Source organism: Massilia aquatica (genome assembly GCF_011682045.1).
GTDB lineage: Bacteria > Pseudomonadota > Gammaproteobacteria > Burkholderiales > Burkholderiaceae_D > Telluria_A > Telluria_A aquatica.
In genome coordinates this window covers 93,509-114,987 of the sequence record NZ_VVIW01000010.1, presented here as the reverse complement: position 1 = coordinate 114,987, position 21,479 = coordinate 93,509, and the positions used below count along the sequence as shown (strand labels likewise).

The window sequence follows — 21,479 nt, the reverse complement described above, 5'->3', positions numbered from 1 at the left end:
CGGATGCCCCGGCTGGACTGGTACGGATGCACTATGTAAAGAGCATAATACCCAAAAAGCCGGTGATGGGAAGCACTATCTGAGCGCTGTTGCAGGCGCGATGAATCAGGCATCCAACCGAGAACGCGCCGCCCGGCGCAAGGCGGGGCGGCGCGCTGCCAAACCTTGTTACTTAGCTTACTGCACCAGCACCGGCAAACTGAGCGGATCGAAATCGGTCCAGTCGCCCCCGACGATGGTGCCCTTGGCACGTTCGATATGGTGGCCGCCGAGGCGGCGCAGCACGTCGATGGCGCGCGTCTCGTCTTCCGGCTGGTCGGCCGCGACCGCGATCAGCATGCCCGACTGGCGCGGCACGTAGCGGTTTTCGCTGCTGCCTTCTTCGCCCTCGCCGGCATCCTTCATTTTCGACAAACTGAACAGCGAGCCGACGTGCGCCCCGACCAGGCCGCCGACGATGGGGCCGACCGGACCGGTCACGACCGAGGTGGCCGCGCCGACCGCCACGCCGATGGCGCCGCCGGTGGCGGCGCCCGCCATCACGCCTTCCGGGGTTTCCTTGGCGCCGGGCGACTGCATATTGTCGCCGCCGATGGCGGTCTGGTCATGCTGGCCCGGCTGGTTAAGGAAAAAGGCCGAGATGCGGTCCTCTGAAAAACCGGCGCGTACCAGTTCGCGACGCGCGTTGTCAACTTCGTCCTGAAGCTGAAAGTGACCTGCAACGATTGTAGACATGCTAACTCCTCCTGCATTAATGATGGCCCAGCATGCACCCAAGCCGCCATTTATTCTGTACGCAAACGCACCTAAGGCCACAGAGCAACAAAAAGAAATCTTCGCTTCCGCTCTGTAAATATTTCTCCGTATAATAAATCGAAGGCATGCCGCTTCCCCGGCGGCCTTCGCACGGCCAGAACGCTCGCATTTTTCACCGAAAGACGCTGATGGAAGTCGATACCGCGCATTCCTCCCGACCGCTTGCCGGCGCCGCCGCGGCCGCCTGGGCCGCCTGCGCCAATGGCGTGCTGCTGGTCGACGCCGGCGCGGCCGGCTTGCCCATCCTCGCCGTCAACCCGGCTTTTTGCCGCCTGCACCACAGCACCGAAGCCGGGCTGGTCGGCGCCAGCGCGCTGCTGCTGGGCGGTAACGAGCCCGACAATCCCCTGGCCGCCGCCCTGCGCACCGCCGCCGCCGGCGGCGCCACCGAGTCGCTGTTGCTGCGCGCCGGCGTCTGCGCCCCGCTGTGCCGCTGGACCATCAGCGTGGCGCCGGCCGGGCCCGACGCGCCGCGCCAGCTGGTGTGCGTGGTCGACGATGTGACCGAACTGTACGAGCAGCAGGCCTTGCTGGCCCACCTGTCGACCCACGACGCGCTCACCGGCCTGGCCAACCGCGCCCTGTTCAACGAACGCCTGCAAGCGGCCATGGCGCAGGCGCAGGCCACGGGCGGCGGGGTTGCCGTGCTGTGCCTGGCGCTCGACGGCTTCAACCTGGTCAGCGAAAGCCTCGGCTACGTGGCCGCCGACCAGCTCCTGATCAGCGTGGCGATGCGGGTACAGGCCTGCATGCGGGCGCAAGACACCCTGTCGCGCCACGGCGGCAACGAGTTCGTGCTGGTGCTGGCCGACGTGGCCGACAGCGCCCAGGTGCATGCCGTGTGCGAGCACATCGTGCGCGTGATCGGCGCCCCGTTCCCGGTGATCGGCCAGAGCCTGCACGCCGGCTGCAGCATCGGCATCGCCCGCTATCCGCAGGACGCCGACGATGGCGTGACCCTGCTGCGCTACGCCGACATGGCGCTCTCGCACGCGCGCGGGCTGGGCGGCAACCAGCTGCGCTTTTTCGCCGCCGAGATGAACCAGCGCACCGCCGAGCGGGCCCAGATGGAAGCGGCGCTGCGCATCGCCCTGATCGAAGGCCAGCTGCAACTGCAGTACCAGCCCTTGGGCGACCTGCAAGCCGGCGCCATCTGCGCGCTCGAAGCGCTGGTGCGCTGGCAGCACCCGGTGATGGGCCTGATTCCCGCCGGGCGCTTCATTCCGCTGGCCGAGGCGGCCGGCCTGACCATCGCGCTCGGCTACTGGAGCCTGCACCGCGCCATGGAAGACATGGCGGCCTGGCGCAGCGCCGGCCTGGCGCCGGTGCGGGTGGCAATCAATATCTCGCCCAAGCAGTTCCGCGACGCCGCCCTGCCCCAGGCGGTGGCCGACGCGCTTGCATCCTCGGGCATTGCGCCGGCCCAGCTCTCGCTCGAAATCACCGAAGCGGCCCTGATGCAGGACCCGCTCGCCAGCGACGCCACCCTGGCCCAGTTGAAGGCGCTGGGAGTCGGCCTGACCCTGGACGACTTCGGCACCGGCTACTCTTCGCTGAACCACCTCAAGCGTTTCCCGCTCGACCTGGTCAAGATCGACTGCGGCCTGACCGGCAATATCGTCACCGGCGCCGACGACGCGGCCCTGGTCAAGACCATCATCTCGATGGCCCATCACCTGGGCATCGAAGTGGCGGCCGAGGGCGTGGAAACGGAAGCCCAGTGCGACTTTTTGCGGCGCAATATGTGCGACCAGATCCAGGGCTGGTTCTTCAGCAAGCCGTGCGACCGCGACCAGGTGGCCGACATGCTGGCCGCGCGCCATGCGCTGCCGCCGCACCTGCTGCGCATCCAGAAGCAGCCGCGCACCCTGCTGCTGGTGGACGACGAACAAAACATCGTCTCGGCCCTGAAACGCCTGCTGCGGCGCGACGGCTACCAGATCCTGTCGGCCAACAGCGGCCAGGAAGGGCTCGATGTGCTGGCCGCCAACGAGGTCGACGTGATCGTCTCGGACCAGCGCATGCCGGGCATGATCGGCGCCGATTTTTTGCGCGCGGCCAAGAACCTGTATCCGGACACGATCCGCATCATGCTCTCCGGTTACACCGAGCTGCAATCGGTGACCGACGCCGTCAACGAGGGCGCGATCTTCAAGTTCCTCACCAAGCCGTGGGACGACGACCAGCTGCGCACCCACATCGCCGAAGCGTTCCGCCTCAAGGAAATCGCCAACGACAACGAACGCCTGAACCTGGAGCTGCGCACCGCCAACCACGAGCTGGCGGCGGCCAACCGGCGCATGGAAGACGTGCTGCGCCAGAAGCAGCAGCAGATCACGCGCGATGAAATCAGCCTGAACGTGGCGCGCGAGCTGCTCCAGTTCGTGCCGCTGGCGGTGATCGGCCTGGACGACGAGGGCATGGTGGCGTTCGTGAACGACGCAGCCGAGCGCATGTTCCGCCAGAATGGTGCCATACTCGGCAATGAGGCGCAGATCGTGTTGCCCGAACTGTTTCCAGACGGCCTGGCCCCCAGCGGCAGCCACCAGGTCGACATCGACGGACGCTGCTTTCAGGTGGTGGCCCATCCCATGGGCGCGAACTCGCAGTCGCGCGGCAGCCTGATCACCATTAGCGTGTGCGAGGAAACAGCATGAGCACGATTGAAGAAAGCATCGGCATCGACGAGGCCAGCGAAGGCATGGTGCTGGCCTGCGACCTGCGCGACGCCGGCGGCGCCGTCCTGCTGCCGGCCGGCGCCACCCTCGGCGCCGCCTCATTGGCCTCGCTGCGGCGACGCGGCATCGAGCGCCTGCAGGTGGTCGGCGCGCTCGACTCGGCAGACGCCGCACTCGACGCGGCGGCCTTGCAGGCCGAACGCGAGCGCCAGTGCGCGCGCCTGCAGCACCTGTTCCGGCGCTGCCTGAACGGCGCGGCCGGCAATGCCGGCGGCGCCAGCGCGCTGCTGCTCGAACGCCTGCTGGCCTACCGCGCGAGCGCATGATGCCCGCCACCATGCCCACCACGCCCACCTCGCTCGACGATGTCGTCAAGCGCATCCGCGACCTGCCCTCGCTGTCGGCGGTGGTGGTCGAGCTGCTCTCGTCGATGGACCAGGAAGACATCGATGTGCACGTCCTGGGCGGCAAGATCGCGCTCGACCAGTCGCTCACCGCCAAGACCCTGCGCCTGGCGAACTCCTCGTTCTACGGCATGTCGTCCAAGGTCACCACCATCCACCAGGCCATCGCGGTGCTCGGCTTTCACAGCATCCGCACCCTGGTGACGGCGTGCGCGGTGACCAGCAGTTTTCCGTCCAACGCGGCCGGCGGGGTCAATTTGCAGGCCTTCTGGCGCCATTCGGTGGCCACCGCCGTGTGCGCCAAGCTGCTGGCGGTGCACCTGAAACTCAATCCCGAGACGGCGTTTACGGCCGGCCTGCTGCACGATATCGGCACCTTGGTGCTGGCCACCCGCTTTCCGGCCGAATACGCGGCCATGCTGGCCTACCGCAAGGAGCACGATTGCTACATCATCGAAGCCGAGCGGGCCGTGATCGGGATCGACCATGCCGCCGCCGGCGCGGCCCTAGCGGCTTACTGGAAGTTCCCGGCCGACATGCAGGAAGCGGTGGCCTGCCACCACCAGCTCGGCGCGACCGGCACGCCGACCCTGCCGCTGCTGGTGCACGCCGCCAATATCATCGCCCACGCCCTCGATCTGTCGGGCGAGGAAGACGACCTGGCACCGCCGATGCCGCAGGCGCTGTGGGTGACCCTGGCGCTGAGCGAAGCCGACTGCGCCAAGCTGTTCCGCGATACCGAGTCGACCTTTGTCGACATGTGCAAGATTCTCGTTAGCTAGTCCGACCAGTGCCATGGAGGCCGATCAAGATGTCCAGCCGCGAACACCTGCCTGCCAACAGCCCGCCCGACGAGGGTGATGCGTTTGCCCTCTCGGAATTGCTCGACGGGCATCCGGTGGCGACTTTTGTGATCGACCACGAGCACACCATCACGCACTGGAACAAGGCCTGCGAACACCTGCTCGGCTGGAGCACGGAAGCGATGATCGGCACCCGCAACCACGGCGTGGCGTTCTACGCGCATGAGCGGCAGATGCTGTCGGACATGATCGTCTCGGGCGACGCGGCCGGGCTGGGCGCGCACCGCCAGTCGGCCCTGATTCCCGGCGCCTACGAGACCGAAGGCTTTTTCGAAAACCTGGGCGTGGGCGGGCACTGGCTGCATTTTACCGCCGCGCCCCTGCGCGACGGCGCCGGCAAGGTGGTCGGCGCCATCGAAACCATGCGCGACGTGACCGAGCGGCGGGTCGCCGAAAACGCCCTGCGCCGGGCCCACGACAACCTCGAACACCTGATCGAAAAGCGCACCGCGCAGCTGGCCGAAGCGAACGAACGGCTGGAAGACGACCTGCGCCAGCGCCAGATCGCCGACGCCGAACTGCGCGCCAAGCACCTGGCCCTGACCGAACTGAACGCCAAGCTGTCGATGGCCCAGGAGCAGCTGGTGCAGTCGGAAAAGCTGGCCTCGATCGGGCAGCTGGCGGCCGGCGTGGCGCACGAAATCAACAACCCGATCGGCTACATCTTTTCCAATTTCGGCACCCTGCAAAGCTACCTCGACCAGCTGTTCGACATGCTGCACGTGTACCAGGATGCGGAAAGCGAGGCCAGTCCGGAAACGGCGGCGCGCCTGGCGGCCATGCGCAAGACGCTCGACCTGGATTTTTTGCGCGACGACATTCCGGTACTCATGAGCGAATCGAAAGAAGGCATCGCCCGCGTGCGCCACATCGTGCAGGACCTGAAGGATTTCTCGCGGGTCGACGCCAACCAGGAATGGGTCTGGGCGAACCTGCACGGCGGCATCGATTCGACCCTGAACATCGTCTCCAACGAGGTCAAGTACAAGGCCGACGTGGTCAAGCAGTACGGCGCCATTCCCGACATCGAGTGCCTGCCGTCGCAGATCAACCAGGTGATCATGAACCTGGTGGTCAACGCGGCACACGCGATGAGTGAGCGGCGCGGCACGATCACCCTGCGCAGCGGCACCCTGGGCGAACCGGACAGCGACGCCGAACAGGTGTGGATCGAGATTGCCGATAACGGCAGCGGCATCCCGCGCGAAAACCTGACGCGCATCTTCGACCCCTTCTTCACCACCAAGGCGGTGGGCAAGGGAACCGGCCTGGGCTTGTCCCTGGCCTACGGCATCATTCAAAAACACCATGGCAGCATCGACGTCGACAGCGAGATCGGGCGTGGCACCACGTTCCGCATCGTCCTGCCGGTGCACCAGAGAACCGCAGCAAGCGAGGAGAACAGCCCATGACAGAGCCCCTGACCGACGATACCGCCCCACCCCCGGCCACCGTGCTGTGCGTTGACGACGAACCGAACATCCTCTCGGCTCTGCGCCGCCTGTTCCGCCCGGAAGGCTACCGGGTGCTGGTGGCCGAGAGCGGCGCGGCCGGCCTGGCCATCCTGGAACAGGAAAAAGTCGACCTGGTCATTTCCGACATGCGCATGCCCGAAATGGACGGCGCCCGCTTCCTGGAACACGTGCGCGAGCGCTGGCCCGACACCGTGCGCCTGCTGCTGACCGGCTACTCGGATGTGTCCTCGATCCTGGCGGCGATCAACCGCGGCGAAATCTACCGCTACATCACCAAGCCGTGGGACGACACCGATATTTGCCTGGTGGTGCGCCACGCCCTCGAACGCCGTGCCCTGGAGCAGGAAAAGGCGCGCCTGGAAGTGTTGACCGTGCGCCAGAACGAGGAACTCAAAACCCTCAACCTGAGCCTGGAAGCGAAGGTCGAGATCCGCACCGAAGAGCTGCGCAACTCGCGCGACACCATTTTAGAGACCAACAAAAAGCTCAAGAGCAATTTCATCACCACCATCAAGATCCTGTCGAGCATGATCGAAATGCGCGGCGGCAACCTGGCCGGGCATTCGCGCCGGGTGGCGGACCTGGCGCGGCGCCTCGCCGTCAAGCTCGGCCTCGACAGCAACGCGACCCAGGAAGTGTTCATTGCCGCGCTGCTGCACGACATCGGCAAGATCGGTTTCACGGACGACTTGCTGGCCACGCCGGTCAATTCGCTGGCCGGCGACATGCTGGGCGTGTTCCGCAAGCATCCGCTGCGCGCCGAACAGCTCCTGATGCCGCTGGAAGACTTGCAGGGCGTGGCGGCCCTGCTGCGCGCGCAGATGGAGCGTTTCGACGGCGGCGGCTTTCCGGACGGCGTGGCCGGGCCCCTGATTCCGCTCGGCGCGCGCATCCTGGCGCTGGCCTCGGACTACGACAATCTGCAGATCGGCGCCCTGATCCAGCGCCGCGTGCTGGTGCCCGACGCCAAGCAGATCATCTACGACGCGGTGGGCAAGCGCTACGACCCGAACGTGGTGGCGGCGTTCCGGGCGCTGATGGATGGCGACAAGATGGAAAAGGTCAAGGACCTGGCCACCATGGCCAAGTACCTGGCCCCGGGCATGACCCTGTCGCGCGACCTGGTCAGTCCGGAGGGCTTCATGCTGCTCTCGGCCGACCATGTGCTCGATGAACGCATGATCCAGCAGGTGCAGGATTTCGAGAACAAGAACGAGGTCCGCCTGAATATCTGGGTCTGGCCTTTACCGGTGAAGGGGGCTTGAGATGCGCCGCATATTATTGGTTGACGATGAAGTCAATGTGCTCAATGCGCTGGTGCGGGCGATGCGCCAGCACCTGGACATTCCCGATCTGCAGATCGAGACCTTCAGCGATCCGTTCGACGCGCTCACGCGCTGCGCCGAGGTGACGTTCGACGTGGTCATTTCGGACTACCGCATGCCGCAGATGACCGGCGTGGAGTTCTTGCACGCGATCATGGAGGTGGCGCCCGACACGGTGCGCATGATTTTGTCGGCCTCGACCGAGTTCGAGACGGTGATGAGCGCGATTAACGAGGCGCAGGTGTTCCGCTTCATTCCGAAGCCATGGCAGGTGGGCGATCTGCGCGAGAACATCCGGCTCGCGCTGGAATACCGCGACACGCTGCACGAACAGCATCGGCTGGCGGACCGGCAACGGGTGCAGGACGGCACCATGACCCGCGAGGAACTGGCGATCCGCCAGATGGAGGAAGAGGAACCGGGGCTGCTCAAGGTGAAGTGGGGGCCGAACGGGGAGATTATTATGTAAGCTGGGGCAGCCGACCTTCGGCAATCGCCGTGGTTCTCTCACCGCGAGCATTGTTTCCGACCACTAGCTCGTCGTTCCCGGCCACTAGCTCGTCGTTCCCGCGCAGGCGGGAATCCATAGCACCGTCGATTCGCGTAGGTGCGATGGATTCCCGCCAAGGGGCCGCCGAGGCCGGGAAAGACGGTTTTAGCGCTATCGTTACAATGGATTCCAGAAGGACCGCGAACAATCCAGCCTGTGGCTACCCTTACCCCCCCGCCCCCGGCGGCAGCACCGGCAAACGCACCGTAAACGTGGTCCCCTGCCCCGGCGCCGACGCTACGTCGATCCGCCCGCCATGCTTGTTCACGATCCCGTACGACAGCGACAAGCCCAGCCCGGTCCCGCTGCCGACCGGCTTGGTGGTGAAAAACGGCTCGAAAATCCGGTTCAGGTGTTCCTGCGCGATGCCGCAGCCGGTGTCGCCGATCGCCACCCACACCCAGCCATCCTCGGCCCCGGTGCGGATCGTGATCACGCCCTTCTCCTTGATTGCGTGCCCGGCATTGACCAGCAGGTTCATGAACACCTGGTTCAGCTGCGAGGCCAGGCAGGTCACCGGCGGCAGCTGCCCGTAGTGCTTCTCGACCGTGGCCTTGTACTTGATCTCGTTGGAGACGATATTCAGGGTGCTGTCGAGCCCGTGATGCAGGTCGGCCACCTGCCACTCGTTCTCGCCCACATGCGAAAAATCCTTGAGCGCCTGGACGATATCCTTGACCCGCTTGAGCCCGTCCATCGACTCCCGGATCAGGTCGGTCGCGTCATCCTGCAGGAAGGCCAGGTCGGCGCTCTTGCCGATCTGGGCGATGCGGCTGGACAGGTCCGGCGGCGGGCTGTGCGCGGCGATGGCGGCATCGTACTGGCTGACCACGCCGAACAGGGTCGCCACGTATTTCTGCAAGGTACCCATGTTCGAATTGACGAAGCCGACCGGGTTGTTGATCTCGTGCGCGATGCCGGCCGCCAGCTGGCCGATCGAGGCCATTTTTTCCGATTGCAACAACTGGTTCTGCGCTTCCTGCAGACGCCCGATCAGCAACTGCTGTTCCTGGCCCTTGCTGTGCAGCGCTTCTTCCATGGTCTTGCGGATCGTGATGTCGGTAAGCGAGCCGATCACTTCGAGCGGCGCGCCATGCTCGTCGCGGATCAGGCGCAAGGTGTCGTGCATCCACAGGTAGGCCCCGTCGGCGGCGCGGAAGCGGTACTCGTAGGCGCGCTGGCCCTCGACGAACACCAGCGCCAAGCTGGAAAAGATGGCCGGCGCGTCGTCCGGATGAATATGATCGAACCAGAAATTGGGATCGGCCACCATGTCTTCGGGCCGGTAGCCGAGCACGTTGTAGGCGTTGTTGCTGACGAAGGTCATCTTGAAGTCACCGCTGGGCACGGTGCAATAGATGATGGCCGGGGTGTTGTCGATCAGGTACTGCAGGCGCACCAGCGGCGAGGCGGCGTCGGCGCCCGGCGCGCGCACCGGTGCGGGCGGCGTGTCGGACGCGAAGGATTCAAATTCCTCGAACTGCATCGCCATGATCAATCCCGTGGGAAAGTACTTCAGGCGATTATGACCGAGTATTCAGGCATACGCCAGCATCATCGCCACTGGCCGTACACGGTACCGTAGGAGGCCGGCGGCTCGGGTTCATCGAAGCGAGGTTCAGGTGCCAGCACGGGCGGCGCCAGCCATTCGCGCGGGTCGACCCGGTAGTATTGCTGGAACTGCTCGTACAGCGCGGCGTGGCGTTCGGCCAGCTGCCAGGGCTTCTCGAAAAAGGTTTCGGTGGCGACGGCGAAAAACTCGGCGGGACTGACCGCGCCATAGTGGTCCAGCACGCTCTGGCGATGAAACATGGCTTCGTGGCGCAGGTTGTTGAAGTCGCGCAAGAGCACCTCGGACCAGTTGCGGTAGCTGCCCGGATGGCCGAGGAATGGTGCGCCGTTGTTGCTGCCCGACTCGCTGTCGAGCTGGTGGGCGAATTCGTGCAGCACCACGTTCTGGCCATCGGTCCAGTCGCCGGCGCCGCGCTGGACGTGGTCCCACGACAACACGACGCGGCCGTCGACCCACGATTCGCCCAGCAGTTCCTGGCGCGCCGGATGCACGATGCCGGCCTCGTCGGCATGGTTGCGCGGCACCAGGAAGGCGCTCGGGTAGACCAGGATGGTGTGCAGCTTGCGGTACACGCGGGTAAAGCGGTTCAGCAGCAGCAGGCAGGCCTGGCCGGCGATGGTGACGCGGATCTCGTCGTCCACCTCCAGCCCTTCGCAGCCGACAAACTTTTTCTGGAACAGGAATTGCTGCACCAGGCGCTGCAATTGCGCTTGCAGGTCGGGCTGCATGCGCTGATAAATGGGGATATTACGTTCAAGAATATCGCGCCAGGCAGGCGGGAACGGCTGGGCCAGCGCGCGCCTGAGGCGCCAGCCGGGATAGCTCATGCCGAGCGCGATTGCCACCACGATGGCGGTGGTCCAGAGCAGCGCTTCCATCTTAGTCCTTGTCGGGTGCGATACGAAAACGAGGAAGCCGCGCCGCAGCTCCGCGCGCCGGTCCGGCGCGCGGAGCTGCGGGCTGGGCTTATGCCGCCTTGGCGGCGCCGAAGTAAGCGTCGACCGCGTCGGCGTTGCCGATCAGCTTGCCGCCGATGAAGACCTGCGGCCAGGTCGACTGGCCCGAGACTGCGCGCAGCACGCTGGAATTAATCTTGCGGTCCTGCGAAATCTCGGTGAACTGCAAGCCGTGCGCCTTGAGCGTGGCCTTGGCGCGCGCGCAATGCGGGCAGCCGGGCTTGGAAAACACCACGACCGGCTCGGGAACCTGGGCGTCGGGACTGATATGGCGCAGCATGGTTTCGGCGTCCGACACTTCAAACGGATCGCCTTCCTTGTCGGCCTCGATGAAGATCTTCTCGATGATGCCGTCCTTGACCAGCATGGAATAGCGCCACGAGCGCATGCCGAAGCCGATGTTGCGCTTGTCGACCAGCATGCCCATGCCTTCGCTGAAGTCGCCATTGCCATCCGGGATCACGGTGATGTTCTCGGCATCCTGGCCGACTTTCCACTCGTTCATGACAAACGCATCGTTGACCGAGATGCAGATGATCTCGTCGACGCCGTGCTGCTTGAACACGGGGGCCAGTTCGTTATAGCGCGGCAAATGGGTGGAGGAACAGGTGGGCGTGTAGGCGCCGGGCAGCGAGAACACGACGACGGTGCGGCCCTTGAACAAGTCATCGCTGGTGATGTCTTTCCACTGGTCGTTGGGCCGGGCCTTGAATGTGACATTCGGTACGGGCTTGCCTTCAAGCGATTCTGGCGTCGGTAACATGGCGTTCCTTTGGGTGAGTGGGTGGGACGAGCGAACATCCCCGCACCGCCACAAGTGGGGCTGGTTCGGGGGTTTTCAATTGGGGACAATGACAGAAAAACAGCAGACGTGCCGAAACACACGCATCCTGGCAGGAAAGCGTGAAGGCAAAGCTGGGCTGCACGGGCCAACTGGCACGGCCTAAGGGACGGCCGAATAGCGCGGCCGAACGGCGCGGCCGAATAGAGAGCGAAACAACAGAGTCCGGGGCTGGACCGTTCTACGCCGGTCCTGCCTGGAAGATAAAACGCGCGGGCGGCCCCTGCCCCGCAGTCCGACCGGATGGCGGACGCAGGCGCAGCGGGCGCAGCTCAGCGCAGGATCAAGCCTGGTCTTTGGCCGACGGCGCTGCGCCGAACAAGGCGGCGACCAGCGGATCGCGCGCCACCGGGCTGCGATTGACGCGAATGGCATAGTGGGTGTCGTCCGCCAGGATATGGAAGTGACGGCCCGTGCCAGCCATGCTCTGCTCGCGCAGGCCCGGACGCTCTTTGCGCGGTGCGGCGCCTTCGCGTTTCGGCTGGACGATCGCGGCCAGGAAAGCCTTGACGCGTTCCGGATCCGGCGAAATCTGGTACACCGCTTTGCCCAGGTAGGTGGCGGTACCTTCGATATAGCGCGCCAGTTCGATCACGCCCGCTTCGCGCAGGTCGCGGATGTACTTACGCGCGCCGGATGGCGAGAATTTGAGGAACCAGGCGATCTCGTCAGCCAGCATTTCGTGGGTCGACAGTTCGCCGATCAGCTTTTGCATGTTTTCGATGCGGCGCTGGGTGGCCGACGTCGAACGCACGCGCTCGATCGGAGCCATCGAGATCGGGGCGCGCTCGGCCGGCTGCGGCGCGACGCGCTCGATCAGCGAAGAATTGGCGTTGGTGTGCAATGTGGTCATTTCGCCTTGGGCCGCATTGTGGTGCTGTGTCGTTGCATGCATGTTGAGTACTCCATGAGAGAAGATTCATTTCGTCCGGATCCGGTACATGTCGTTTGACAGCCTGACAATAATTCGGTTCCGCACAACTGAGTGCAAGATTGCCTGTGCGGACCGCGATGGTCTGTGCGCCATCGAACATTTCGCACAATTTACTTCCTATGATCATCTTTTCATCGTTGCAATTTTGCTGACGGGTTCTGCTGTGTGCGTTGGCGTACAGATTCCAACTAAACAAGACCGTATTCTGGGTCCGTTCGCACAAATTCGTGTGTGCAATGACTTCACTGACGTTCAGTCTGGTTGCCGCCGGCACCAGACACATATAAAAGGAAACCACCATGAAAACGACTATCCTGGCAGCACTGCTGGCAATCGCCGGCCTGACCGCATGCGAAAAAACCACTGTTAACCCACCTGCAACGGTTGTTACCCCAACCGTTGAAGTTCCAGTAGCCGTACCTGGCCCGGCTGGCGCTCCTGGCGCAACCGGCGCGACCGGCGCTGCTGGTACCGACGGCAACTCGGGCGCCACCGGCACCCCAGGCGCCGCTGGCGCAACCGGCACCCCAGGTGCCCCTGGCGTAGACGGCGCCAAAGGCGACCAAGGCAAGACCGGCGGCGACACCGTGATCGTCGTACCGGAAAAAACGAACTAATAGCCCCTGGCTATTTTTCGCGCGATAAGTCGCGCCGCACCAGGTTCGCCTGGTCCGGCGCGATTTTTCTTAGCAAGCGCACAAATTGTTGTATTAAAAAGACAAGGCCAGAATCACAGTGCGCTATCGAACGGTTGCATTGAACTCCCCCACTTAATCTCAAGTCGAACGTCACACTGCTGCATTTCAGTGATGACAACTCAACTGACCTATCGAATAGGAGTTCCCTGTGAGCAAAATGAGAAAGACGGCCCTGGCTGCGGCACTATCGTGCAGCGCGTCACTGGCCTTTGCGCAAGATATCAATCCCTCGTGGTATATCCAGCCCAGCGCCAACGCGTTCCGGCCCGACAAGGATTTCGGCGTTGACGAACGCGACTACGGAGGCGGCCTCAAGATCGGCAGGCCGCTGTCCGAGATGTGGGACGTGCAGATGGGCGTCACCCATGCGCGCAGCAAGGAAGGCCTGGCCAACTATCGCCAGACCCTGGTGGGCGCGGACGCGCTGCTGATGCTGTCGCGCCAGAATTTCCGTCCCTTCCTGCTGATTGGCGTCGGCGCCGAGCGCGACCGGGTCGACAATCCGCTGCGCCGGGTCAGCAAGACCTCGCCCTACGCGACCGCCGGCCTCGGATTCCAGCTGGGCCTGACCGACCAGTGGTCGATGCAGGCCGACCTGCGCACGGTGCGCGGGCGCCTGCGCGGCGACGACGCCTTCGGTTTCGACCGCAGCAACAACAAATACCTGACGATCGGCGTCAACTACGCTTTCAACAAGCCGGTTCCTCCTCCGCCGCCGCCGCCACCGCCAGCGCCGACCCCGCCGCCGGCACTCACGCCGCCGCCGGAACCGGTGGCACCGCCGCCGCCGCCGGCCCGCTTCGAAAAAATCACGCTCACCGCCACCGAGCTGTTCGCCTTCAACAGCGCAACCCTGAACGTCACCCAGACGCGCCTGGACGAGATCGCCGCCGCGCTGGCGGCCGACCCGAGCATCACCGACGTCGACATCACCGGCTACGCCGACCGGCTCGGTTCGGAGCAATACAACCTCAAGCTGTCGGAGCGGCGCGCCAATGCGGTGCGCGACTATCTGGTGGCCAAGGGCATCGACGGCGCGCGCCTGAAAGCCTACGGCAAGGGCGAGGCCAATCCGGTAGTCACCTGCACCGAGAAAAACCGCGCCGCGCTGATCACCTGCCTGGAACCGAACCGCCGCGTTGAAGTCGAGCAAATCACCATCGAACGACGCGTTCAATAACAAGATTCACTGTTTTGCGGGGAGCGCGTGCTCCCCGCGCAATTTAAGGAAAGTAATGACAATGGAAATCAAGGAATGGGCGCCGTACTCCAAACAACTGGTCAATGTGATGCGCTGCGCGGTCACCGAATGGTTCGCGCACCGCGCCGCCAGCAAGGGCGCGGCACTGGCGTTCTACACCCTGTTTTCGATGGCGCCGATCCTGGTGCTGGTGATCGCCATCGCCGGTTTTTTCTACGGCGCCGAAGCGGCCCAGGGCCAGTTGATTAACGAATTGCGCGGACTGGTCGGCAAGCAAGGCGCGGAAGCGATCCAGCTGATCCTGGCCGGCGCGCAAAACAAGGAAAGTGGCATCTGGGCCACCGTCATCGCCACCGGCCTGCTGCTGTTCGGGGCCACCACCGTGTTTTCGGAGCTCAAGGACAGCCTGGACGAGATCTGGGCGGTGCCGGCCTCCACCGACGCGACCTGGTGGGACATCCTGCGCACGCGTTTGCTGTCGTTCGGGCTGATCCTGGTGCTGGGTTTCCTGCTGATGGTCTCGCTGGTGGTCAGCGCCGCGCTGGCCGTGCTGGAAAATTACATGAATGGCTTGTGGAAAGACGCGGCCGTGCTGCTGTCGTGGGTATCGTGGGCGATCAGCTTCCTGGTCATCGCGGTGCTGTTCGGGGTGATCTACAAAATGCTCCCGCGCATCAAGCTGTCATGGCGCGACGTGACCATCGGCGCGCTGGGTACGGCTGCCTTGTTCAGCCTGGGGAAATTTGCAATAGGGCTGTATATCGGTAACAGCGGCGTGGCCAACAGTTTCGGCGCGGCCGGCTCGATGATCGCCCTGCTGCTGTGGGTGTATTACTCGGCGCAGATTTTCTTCCTGGGCGCCGAGTTCGCCCGGCAATATGCGCTGCAACTGGGCAGTCTGAAGCACAAGCCGGATGAAGTCACCGGTGGCGGGCAGACAACGGCGGCGAAGGTGACGCGGATTCGGTGAGCGGGACCACATGTCGATACCAAACGACTACAGGGAAATTGTAAAAGCGCTTTCTGTCAAACCCGAGGAAGGCAATGCCGGTTGGCGCAAAGACAAGTACACAATATCCGTCACTGTCAACAACACGAAACTTGCGCTGTGGGCTGACAACGACGAAAAATCGGACTTGCCATTCGTGGCGTTTGGTTTATACGGGCCGAATGGGATGGTGATGGACACCTGGTACCTTGACGAATCGGATAGCGATTACGCGCACGTGTTTCAGCTTTATCAGTCAGCTCATCGGCATGCCCAGGGCGTACCTGCACGCTTAAAACAATTTGCAGGTCTCATTTCCGATTTGAAATTTATTGGATCGCCAAGCCAATAGTTCGTCCGATCCTCCCTTGGTTAACTGTCCGGTGGCATCAGCGGATCGTCCGCCACAATCAAGCAGTAGGGGCCCGCAACGTCGATGCCATCTGCCAAATCAATGATTGAAACGAGGGTCGGAACGCCGCCGCCAGGCACTGCAAGAAGCCACTCTTCCGCACTGGTGTCCGCGATTGATGATTCCGACTCGAAAAGTATCTCGGTCGCGAACTCGTCGGCAAAAATTGGGGCCAACTGGGCAAGCGACTTGTCAAGCACGGGCCCTTCGCGCCAGAACAAATAGACATAGTGCCGAAACCCCTCGTCGTGCTCGATCGTCATCAGAAAGGCGAGCGCTGTGTCCTTTTGGTGCAGTATGCTCTCGCAGGACAAGCCAAGTTCGCGCTCGAAGAAGCGCAGCAAATCGCGTTGGTCGATCTGCCGCCTCACAAAAAAAGGCACTTCATTCATGGTTCCATCCCTCATGCATGCGCATGGTCGCGTCATCCCAAGTCGTCCCCGGCCGACACTGCACCAGGCGTACCGCGCCAGCCTCAATTCCGATCAGGTCGCCGGATTGCATTTCTATCTCGAACTGGCCCTGGACGCGTGTCGACGCCGAATGAATGGACTGCGATGGGCCCCAAGGGTGGGTGCGTGGCACGCTAAGGCGGGTTACCTCTGTGAACAGCAGGATGCAATCGGCCAGCGAGGTGTGCCTGATTCGCACGACACATTGACCGCTGGCCCACGCGAAATCAATCGCCAGCAGCGTCGCATCGTGAAGGCCGAAGTCTTCAAGCATCATGACGCTGCCATCCGTCGTGCAGCTGCACCGGCCGATGCGGCGGCGAACAGCTACTGAATCGGCCGATTTTCAAGCTCTGCATCATGGTAGTAGGTCGACTCGGAGATTTCGGCAAACGCCATTTCGTCCACCATATCGAATTCGACGTATCCGCTATGCTCGGTAAACACAACCGCCTGAGCCACGGCGGGCCGCACCAGGAAGAACGCCAGGTCGAAGCGGACCGTCATGCCGTACGGCGTCCTCACTTCCACTGCTCTGGAAAAATCAGTCGCCATCAGCCCGGATGTGAGCAGCTGGTCGACTGGCCTGTCGAAGCGCAGCGCGAGTTCATTTGCCCACTCGGCGAGCACGGCTGACTGTTGACGCAAGGGTTTCATCATTGTCGGTCCTGGTTCATCAAGCCAATTGCGGATGTGCTACTCGTAACGCAAGGACTCCGCCGGATTGATCCGCGCCGCCCCATAACTCGGATACAAGGTCGCCACGAACGACAGCGCCACCGACACGCCGGCAATCATGACGATATCCTGCCATTGCGGGTCCGACGGCACCGAACTGAGGAAGTAAATCTCTTGCGACAGCAACTTGCTGCCGATCAGTTTCTCCACTACCGGCATGATGACATGGACATTCATCGCCACCAGCACGCCGGCCGCCACCCCGGCCACGGTGCCGATCACGCCGACCAGCGCGCCCTGCATCATGAACACCGCCATGATCGAGCGCGGCGAAGCACCCAGGGTGCGCAGGATTGCAATATCGGCCTGCTTGTCGTTGACCTTCATCACCAGGGTGGATACCAGGTTGAACGCCGCCACGGCAATAATCAGCACCAGGATCAGGAACATCATGCGCTTTTGCGATTGCAGGGCGGCGAACCAGACTTCGTTCTGGCGCGTCCAGTCGCGGAACATGAGTTCCTGCGGCATGCTGGCGGACAATTCCTGCGCCACCCGCGGGGCCTGGTGCAGGTCATGCAAACTCAGGCGCAGTCCGGTCGGCAAGGCCAGCTGCTCGACCGAACGCGCATCGTCGATATGCGCCAGCGCCACGGTGGAATCGTAATCGTTGTGCCCCACGTTGAAGGTCCCGGTCACCGTGAAGACTTGCCGGCGCGGTGCCCAGGCGGTGGTTGATGCGCCCTGCGGCGCCACCAGCAGCGACAATTTATCGCCCGCTTTCACGCCCAGCTTGGCGGCCAGCGCGTAGCCGAGCACGATGTTGAAGCGGCCCGGCTGCAAATCGTCCAGGGTGCCGCCGGTAATACGCCCGGCAATGCTCGACACGGTTTTTTCGGCCGCCGGCAAGATGCCCTGCACCGCCACCGGGCGCATGGTTTCGTCGTACAGCAGCATGCCCTGCAAGGTGACGAACGGCGCCCCGCCGGCCACGGCCGGATTGCCGCGCGCCTGCGCCAGGGTCTGCTCCCAGTCGGGCAGGCCGCCGCGCTCGTCCATGACTTCAATGTGCGGAACCATCGACAGCATGCGCGCCGCCACTTCCTTCTGGAAGCCGTTCATCACCGACAGCACCACGATCAGCGCGGCCACGCCCAGCGCAATGCCGCTGACCGAAATGAGCGAAATGACCGACAGCATCGGATTGCGTTCGCTGCGGCGTTGCGCGCTGGTGTAACGCAGGGCGATCTGTAATTCGTAAGGTAAATTAGCGAGCATGGTTTCCTAGTATCCTTGTGCTTTCAGGCGGACGATATCGGCCTCGCCATCGTCTTGCAGGCGTTTCTTGTCGTCCAGCTTGTCCATGCCGAGGCTGCGCGACATCGACAGCAGCAGGCTTTGTCCGTGTGCCGGACGTTGCGGCGAGAACTGGTACACCGGGTCTTCGAAGGCCTTGGCCGGCGCGACGATGGTCCAGCCCATCTCCTTGAACATGCCGATCACGTCGTCGAGAAACAGCGCGTTGATCAGATTGTGGTGTAGCAAAATCACCTGAGCAATATCGCGTCCCTGTAGCCGCTGCGACATGGCGCGGTAGGCCAGCGCGCGTTCGCGCACATGCGCGAGGTACGCTTTTTTCAGGGGCGCCAGGTCGGCCTTGCTGTTCTTCGCCAAGGTCTCGGCAAGGTGTTCGTCGAGGCGCCAGTCGCTGGTGTCGAGCGTGACATAGGCGTTGCGGTAGCCCTGCGCGGCGAGAAAGTCGCGCATGCCCTCGCGTTTGCCGGGTTCGCTGCCTTCGCGCAGATAGGTGTAGCGGAACCATTTCTGGTAACCGGGCAAGGTGGCAGTGATCTTGTCGCACTCCAGCACTTCCTGCTGGTATCGCGCCAGGCTGACCTTGGCGCTGTCGAGATCCGGATGGGTCATCGTGTGGTTGCCGATGACGTGGCCAGCCTCGCCCCAGGCGCGTGCCAGCGCGTAGCCGGCCGGCTTGTCGGCGCCATTGCCGGCGGTAACGAACAGCGCTGCCTTGACCTTGTGCCTGGCGAGGGCATCGAGCATCGCCTGGTTGCGCTGCTGCGGCGTGAAACGTGGTGTGTCGGCCAGCGAAGGACCGTCATCGAAGGTGAAGGCGACCGATTGGGCGCAGGCGGCGCCAGCGACGATGCCGCAACAGAGCACGGCGAGCGCGCCCCTGGAGAGCGCGAGCGCAAGATTTTTTAACTGGAGCATGGACAAGGCGCGCTTCTGAATTGACGATCTGCAAGCCTAACATACGGCGGCGCGGGCGCAAAGGCATCGCCCCCGCCCCGCCGCCGCCGCCGCCGACACCGGCTTACTCGCCCAGCAGCTCGGCCAGCACTTCCATGCCTTCGACCCGTTCGGCCACGACCTTGATCATCACGACCACCGGCACGCCGAGCAGCAAGCCCCACATGCCCCACAGCCAGCCCCAGAACAGCAGGCTGACGAACACGGCGGCCGGGTTCATCTTGGCGATCTTGCCGGTCATCCAGGTGGCAATCACGGTGCCGACCAGGGTGGCAATCGCCAGCGAGGCGCCGGCCACCAGCAGCACCATTTCCAGCGATTCGAACTGCATGAAGGCAACCAGGCCGGTCAGCGCAGTGATCAACAGCGGGCCGAAGTACGGCATGATGTGCATCAGGCCGGCAAAAATCGCCCAGGCGCCCGCATTTTCGAGGCCGATGGCGCGCAGCGCGACCCACATCAGCAAGGCCAGCAAGGTATTCGTGACCAGCAGCATGAACATATAGTTCTGGATCGAGGTATTGATGTCGTCCAGGATGTGCACGGTCACCTTCTTGCGGCTCAGCGACGGTCCGGTCAGTTTGACCAGCTTGCGCTTGAAGGTGTCTCCCGCAAGGAGCAAAAAGAACACCAGGAACACTACCATGGTCGCCTGCGTGACAAAACCGATGAAGCCCATCGACCCGGCCAGTACCCAGTCCATGATCTTGAAACTGCCGCCGGCGGCCGCCGCGGCCGGCATGGCCTTGCGCGCCGCCGATTTTTGCCCGCCGACGCTGGAAGTGGCTTGCTCGATCTGGGAGGCGGCCGCCTGCATCTGCTGGATCGTGCTCGGCTGTCCGCCGCTGGCGCGGGTCAGGATGCGCGTGACCTTTTGCGTAATCGTCGGCAATTCGTCGATGATGTTGAAAAACTCGCCCTGCACCCGGTTCAGCACCCCGCCCATCAGCACCAAGATGACCACGGTGACGATGGTGGCGCCGATGGCGCGCTTGATGCGCATGCGCCGTTCGAGGAACAGCACCAGCGGATTGAGCGTGTAGGCGATAAAGATCCCGAGCAGCAGCGGGACCAGGAATTTTTGTGCCCACTGGAGCGCATAGACGAAGGCAATCGTCGCGATAATGCCCAGCGCCAGCCCGCGCGCGTTGACATGAATCGGGATGCGCAGCGCGTGCGCGGCAGTGGAACTGGCAGTCAGTGGGTCGTGATGCTCCGCGCCGGCGTCGGCGGGGGCTGCCTTGACGGCGCCGCTCTCGGTGGAAGGAGCGGGATTGGGATTGGCGGGGGCCGGAATCGGATCTGCAAGCTGCATAAAATCTTCACATATTATTAGAGCCGGCACCGCAGGCCGGCCACTGCGGGCCGGCCTGAAGAGCTCAGCTTACTTCACACGTACGTCGTTCTTGACCGATACTACACCTTTCACGCCGCGTGCCACATCGGCCGCTTTGGTGGCATCGGCCGGATCGGCCACGAAGCCGGACAACTGCACGTCGCCCTTGAAGGTTTCAACGTTGATTTCCGACGCTTTGAGGGTAGGCTCGTTGAAGATCGATGCCTTGACTTTGGCGGTGATCACGGTGTCATCGATAAATTCGCCGGTGCCTTCTTTGGTGGCGGTCGAGGCGCAACCAGCCATGGTGGCGACGAGGGTGGCGGCAAACAGCATGGTCGACAGACGTTTTGCGATTTTCATAGTGGACTCCTTGGTGGGTGGTTCAAAAAAAATTGCTCTATATGAGCTGTTGCAGCATAGCTTGCTTGTTACTTATTTACCATACTGCGATTTCGCGGCCGAGACACACGTGTCCTTGACCGCACCGGCAAACGCATCGCACTTTTCAAGCGCGACTTTGTACTCGGCCGTCCGTTTGTCGTCGCGCGCATCGGTGCGCGCTTCGATCGCTTTCTTGTCGGCCCTGGCGTCGGCCTGGGCCGCGATCAGGGTCGATTTTGCCTGCTGCATGCAGACATCCTTGTCGTTGCCGGTCAGCGCACGGCACTTGGCCTTGTCGAGGTCGAAGTTGGCCGAGGCGATCGTCTGGCGCGACTGGGTATAGGCTTTGAGCGTGTTCTTGTAGATGGCGCTCGCTTCTTCCACGGTGCGCACGCGCGCTGCCTTGGCTTCTTCCACGCACACCTCTTTGGGGTTGCCGGTAATCACGTCGCATTGCGCACGCGCCGCCTTGTAGGTGGCGGTCGCCGCCGCTGTGGCCTGCTTGTAGGCCGCCTTCGCTTCCGGGGTCGCCGCACTGGCCGACAAGGCGGCCGACATCAGGAAGGCGCCGATCAAGGCGGGGGTGACTGCTCGTTTCATCTTGCTTTTCTCCGGTGACAATACATCGCTGCCTTCCGTTTTAC

23 protein-coding genes are annotated in these 21,479 nt (G+C 63.4%); 10 read left to right on the top strand and 13 right to left on the bottom strand.

Annotation, left to right across the window (positions count from 1 at the left end; all coding sequences use genetic code 11):
• Nucleotides 1-177: 177 nt before the first annotated feature.
• Entirely contained in the window at nucleotides 178-735 is a 558-nt protein-coding gene (locus F1609_RS18080) for a hypothetical protein (protein ID WP_167077790.1), read from the bottom strand.
• Between the two features lie 209 nt (nucleotides 736-944).
• Between F1609_RS18080 and F1609_RS18075 the strand changes: the two genes are divergently transcribed.
• The 6 genes from F1609_RS18075 to F1609_RS18050 are packed head-to-tail and all read left to right on the top strand — an operon-like array spanning nucleotide 945 to nucleotide 8,030.
• The gene (locus F1609_RS18075; RefSeq protein ID WP_167077789.1) at nucleotides 945-3,473 is read left to right on the top strand and encodes an EAL domain-containing protein; all 2,529 of its coding nucleotides are present in this window, start codon (nucleotides 945-947) and stop codon (nucleotides 3,471-3,473) included.
• Nucleotides 3,470-3,820: a hypothetical protein gene (locus F1609_RS18070; protein WP_167077788.1), complete on the top strand. Its 351-nt coding sequence runs from the start codon at nucleotides 3,470-3,472 to the stop codon at nucleotides 3,818-3,820. Before F1609_RS18075 ends, F1609_RS18070 begins: the two co-directional genes overlap by 4 nt.
• Nucleotides 3,817-4,680, top strand: coding sequence for an HDOD domain-containing protein (locus F1609_RS18065; protein ID WP_229421935.1), 864 nt, complete (start codon nucleotides 3,817-3,819; stop codon nucleotides 4,678-4,680). Before F1609_RS18070 ends, F1609_RS18065 begins: the two co-directional genes overlap by 4 nt.
• Before the next feature lie 29 nt (nucleotides 4,681-4,709).
• Nucleotides 4,710-6,173 carry a PAS domain-containing sensor histidine kinase gene (locus F1609_RS18060; RefSeq protein WP_167077787.1) on the top strand — a complete coding sequence of 488 codons (1,464 nt, stop codon included), beginning with the start codon at nucleotides 4,710-4,712 and terminating at the stop codon, nucleotides 6,171-6,173.
• Nucleotides 6,170-7,501, top strand: a complete 1,332-nt coding sequence (gene nosR / locus F1609_RS18055; protein WP_167077786.1) for a response regulator c-di-GMP phosphodiesterase, NosR family — start codon at nucleotides 6,170-6,172, stop codon at nucleotides 7,499-7,501. Before F1609_RS18060 ends, nosR begins: the two co-directional genes overlap by 4 nt.
• Before the next feature lies 1 nt (nucleotide 7,502).
• A complete protein-coding gene (locus tag F1609_RS18050) occupies nucleotides 7,503-8,030 on the top strand; it encodes a response regulator (RefSeq protein ID WP_167077785.1) in 528 nt (175 codons plus the stop codon).
• Nucleotides 8,031-8,277: 247 nt separating this feature from the next.
• Here the strand turns inward: F1609_RS18050 and F1609_RS18045 are convergent, their stop codons facing one another.
• The 4 genes from F1609_RS18045 to F1609_RS18030 all read right to left on the bottom strand — a co-directional run bounded on the left by F1609_RS18045 (nucleotide 8,278) and on the right by F1609_RS18030 (nucleotide 12,376).
• Nucleotides 8,278-9,597, bottom strand: coding sequence for an ATP-binding protein (locus tag F1609_RS18045; protein WP_167077879.1), 1,320 nt, complete (start codon nucleotides 9,595-9,597; stop codon nucleotides 8,278-8,280).
• Between the two features lie 68 nt (nucleotides 9,598-9,665).
• Nucleotides 9,666-10,562 (bottom strand): M90 family metallopeptidase, encoded by an 897-nt coding sequence (locus F1609_RS18040; RefSeq protein ID WP_167077784.1) that lies wholly within the window; start codon nucleotides 10,560-10,562, stop codon nucleotides 9,666-9,668.
• Between the two features lie 88 nt (nucleotides 10,563-10,650).
• Nucleotides 10,651-11,403, bottom strand: a complete 753-nt coding sequence (locus F1609_RS18035) for a glutathione peroxidase (protein WP_167077783.1) — start codon at nucleotides 11,401-11,403, stop codon at nucleotides 10,651-10,653.
• 361 nt (nucleotides 11,404-11,764) lie between these two features.
• Nucleotides 11,765-12,376, bottom strand: a complete 612-nt coding sequence (locus F1609_RS18030; protein ID WP_229421934.1) for a winged helix-turn-helix domain-containing protein — start codon at nucleotides 12,374-12,376, stop codon at nucleotides 11,765-11,767.
• Between the two features lie 338 nt (nucleotides 12,377-12,714).
• Between F1609_RS18030 and F1609_RS18025 the strand changes: the two genes are divergently transcribed.
• From F1609_RS18025 to F1609_RS18010, 4 genes are all read left to right on the top strand, one after another.
• Nucleotides 12,715-13,032: a collagen-like protein gene (locus tag F1609_RS18025; protein WP_167077782.1), complete on the top strand. Its 318-nt coding sequence runs from the start codon at nucleotides 12,715-12,717 to the stop codon at nucleotides 13,030-13,032.
• A 238-nt stretch (nucleotides 13,033-13,270) separates the two neighbouring features.
• On the top strand, nucleotides 13,271-14,293 hold the full coding sequence (locus tag F1609_RS18020) for an OmpA family protein (protein ID WP_167077878.1): 1,023 nt from the start codon (nucleotides 13,271-13,273) through the stop codon (nucleotides 14,291-14,293).
• Nucleotides 14,294-14,354: 61 nt separating this feature from the next.
• Nucleotides 14,355-15,284, top strand: a complete 930-nt coding sequence (locus F1609_RS18015) for a YihY/virulence factor BrkB family protein (protein WP_167077877.1) — start codon at nucleotides 14,355-14,357, stop codon at nucleotides 15,282-15,284.
• A 10-nt stretch (nucleotides 15,285-15,294) separates the two neighbouring features.
• On the top strand, nucleotides 15,295-15,654 hold the full coding sequence (locus tag F1609_RS18010; RefSeq protein WP_167077781.1) for a hypothetical protein: 360 nt from the start codon (nucleotides 15,295-15,297) through the stop codon (nucleotides 15,652-15,654).
• A gap of 20 nt (nucleotides 15,655-15,674) precedes the next feature.
• Here F1609_RS18010 and F1609_RS18005 read toward each other — a convergent pair whose 3' ends face one another.
• From F1609_RS18005 to F1609_RS17970, 8 genes are all read right to left on the bottom strand, one after another.
• Complete coding sequence (locus tag F1609_RS18005; RefSeq protein WP_167077780.1) at nucleotides 15,675-16,106, bottom strand: hypothetical protein; 432 nt, start codon at nucleotides 16,104-16,106, stop codon at nucleotides 15,675-15,677.
• On the bottom strand, nucleotides 16,099-16,443 hold the full coding sequence (locus F1609_RS18000; RefSeq protein ID WP_167077779.1) for a hypothetical protein: 345 nt from the start codon (nucleotides 16,441-16,443) through the stop codon (nucleotides 16,099-16,101). Before F1609_RS18000 ends, F1609_RS18005 begins: the two co-directional genes overlap by 8 nt.
• A gap of 50 nt (nucleotides 16,444-16,493) precedes the next feature.
• On the bottom strand, nucleotides 16,494-16,826 hold the full coding sequence (locus F1609_RS17995; protein ID WP_167077778.1) for a hypothetical protein: 333 nt from the start codon (nucleotides 16,824-16,826) through the stop codon (nucleotides 16,494-16,496).
• A gap of 36 nt (nucleotides 16,827-16,862) precedes the next feature.
• Entirely contained in the window at nucleotides 16,863-18,122 is a 1,260-nt protein-coding gene (locus F1609_RS17990; protein WP_167077777.1) for a lipoprotein-releasing ABC transporter permease subunit, read from the bottom strand.
• Nucleotides 18,123-18,128: 6 nt separating this feature from the next.
• On the bottom strand, nucleotides 18,129-19,076 hold the full coding sequence (locus tag F1609_RS17985) for a polysaccharide deacetylase family protein (protein ID WP_167077776.1): 948 nt from the start codon (nucleotides 19,074-19,076) through the stop codon (nucleotides 18,129-18,131).
• 103 nt (nucleotides 19,077-19,179) lie between these two features.
• Nucleotides 19,180-20,430 carry an AI-2E family transporter gene (locus tag F1609_RS17980; protein ID WP_167077775.1) on the bottom strand — a complete coding sequence of 417 codons (1,251 nt, stop codon included), beginning with the start codon at nucleotides 20,428-20,430 and terminating at the stop codon, nucleotides 19,180-19,182.
• Between the two features lie 69 nt (nucleotides 20,431-20,499).
• Entirely contained in the window at nucleotides 20,500-20,814 is a 315-nt protein-coding gene (locus tag F1609_RS17975; RefSeq protein ID WP_166880422.1) for a BON domain-containing protein, read from the bottom strand.
• 72 nt (nucleotides 20,815-20,886) lie between these two features.
• The gene (locus tag F1609_RS17970) at nucleotides 20,887-21,435 is read right to left on the bottom strand and encodes a hypothetical protein (protein ID WP_167077774.1); all 549 of its coding nucleotides are present in this window, start codon (nucleotides 21,433-21,435) and stop codon (nucleotides 20,887-20,889) included.
• Nucleotides 21,436-21,479: the final 44 nt, after the last annotated feature.

Excerpts from the sequence above, each read along its gene's own strand:
- F1609_RS18070 (WP_167077788.1), top strand. The coding sequence starts at position 3,470 with ATGAGCACGATTGAAGAAAGCATCGGCATCGACGAGGCCAGCGAAGGC.
- F1609_RS17990 (WP_167077777.1), bottom strand. The coding sequence starts at position 18,122 with ATGCTCGCTAATTTACCTTACGAATTACAGATCGCCCTGCGTTACACC.
- F1609_RS18065 (WP_229421935.1), top strand. The coding sequence starts at position 3,817 with ATGATGCCCGCCACCATGCCCACCACGCCCACCTCGCTCGACGATGTC.
- F1609_RS18040 (WP_167077784.1), bottom strand. The coding sequence starts at position 10,562 with ATGGAAGCGCTGCTCTGGACCACCGCCATCGTGGTGGCAATCGCGCTC.
- F1609_RS18030 (WP_229421934.1), bottom strand. The coding sequence starts at position 12,376 with ATGCATGCAACGACACAGCACCACAATGCGGCCCAAGGCGAAATGACC.
- F1609_RS17970 (WP_167077774.1), bottom strand. The coding sequence starts at position 21,435 with ATGAAACGAGCAGTCACCCCCGCCTTGATCGGCGCCTTCCTGATGTCG.
- F1609_RS18015 (WP_167077877.1), top strand. The coding sequence starts at position 14,355 with ATGGAAATCAAGGAATGGGCGCCGTACTCCAAACAACTGGTCAATGTG.
- F1609_RS18045 (WP_167077879.1), bottom strand. The coding sequence starts at position 9,597 with ATGCAGTTCGAGGAATTTGAATCCTTCGCGTCCGACACGCCGCCCGCA.
- F1609_RS17995 (WP_167077778.1), bottom strand. The coding sequence starts at position 16,826 with ATGATGAAACCCTTGCGTCAACAGTCAGCCGTGCTCGCCGAGTGGGCA.
- F1609_RS18075 (WP_167077789.1), top strand. The coding sequence starts at position 945 with ATGGAAGTCGATACCGCGCATTCCTCCCGACCGCTTGCCGGCGCCGCC.
- F1609_RS18035 (WP_167077783.1), bottom strand. The coding sequence starts at position 11,403 with ATGTTACCGACGCCAGAATCGCTTGAAGGCAAGCCCGTACCGAATGTC.
- F1609_RS18025 (WP_167077782.1), top strand. The coding sequence starts at position 12,715 with ATGAAAACGACTATCCTGGCAGCACTGCTGGCAATCGCCGGCCTGACC.
- F1609_RS17980 (WP_167077775.1), bottom strand. The coding sequence starts at position 20,430 with ATGCAGCTTGCAGATCCGATTCCGGCCCCCGCCAATCCCAATCCCGCT.
- F1609_RS18050 (WP_167077785.1), top strand. The coding sequence starts at position 7,503 with ATGCGCCGCATATTATTGGTTGACGATGAAGTCAATGTGCTCAATGCG.
- F1609_RS18080 (WP_167077790.1), bottom strand. The coding sequence starts at position 735 with ATGTCTACAATCGTTGCAGGTCACTTTCAGCTTCAGGACGAAGTTGAC.
- F1609_RS18000 (WP_167077779.1), bottom strand. The coding sequence starts at position 16,443 with ATGATGCTTGAAGACTTCGGCCTTCACGATGCGACGCTGCTGGCGATT.
- F1609_RS17985 (WP_167077776.1), bottom strand. The coding sequence starts at position 19,076 with ATGCTCCAGTTAAAAAATCTTGCGCTCGCGCTCTCCAGGGGCGCGCTC.
- F1609_RS18060 (WP_167077787.1), top strand. The coding sequence starts at position 4,710 with ATGTCCAGCCGCGAACACCTGCCTGCCAACAGCCCGCCCGACGAGGGT.
- F1609_RS18020 (WP_167077878.1), top strand. The coding sequence starts at position 13,271 with ATGAGAAAGACGGCCCTGGCTGCGGCACTATCGTGCAGCGCGTCACTG.
- F1609_RS18010 (WP_167077781.1), top strand. The coding sequence starts at position 15,295 with ATGTCGATACCAAACGACTACAGGGAAATTGTAAAAGCGCTTTCTGTC.
- F1609_RS18005 (WP_167077780.1), bottom strand. The coding sequence starts at position 16,106 with ATGAATGAAGTGCCTTTTTTTGTGAGGCGGCAGATCGACCAACGCGAT.
- F1609_RS17975 (WP_166880422.1), bottom strand. The coding sequence starts at position 20,814 with ATGAAAATCGCAAAACGTCTGTCGACCATGCTGTTTGCCGCCACCCTC.
- nosR (WP_167077786.1), top strand. The coding sequence starts at position 6,170 with ATGACAGAGCCCCTGACCGACGATACCGCCCCACCCCCGGCCACCGTG.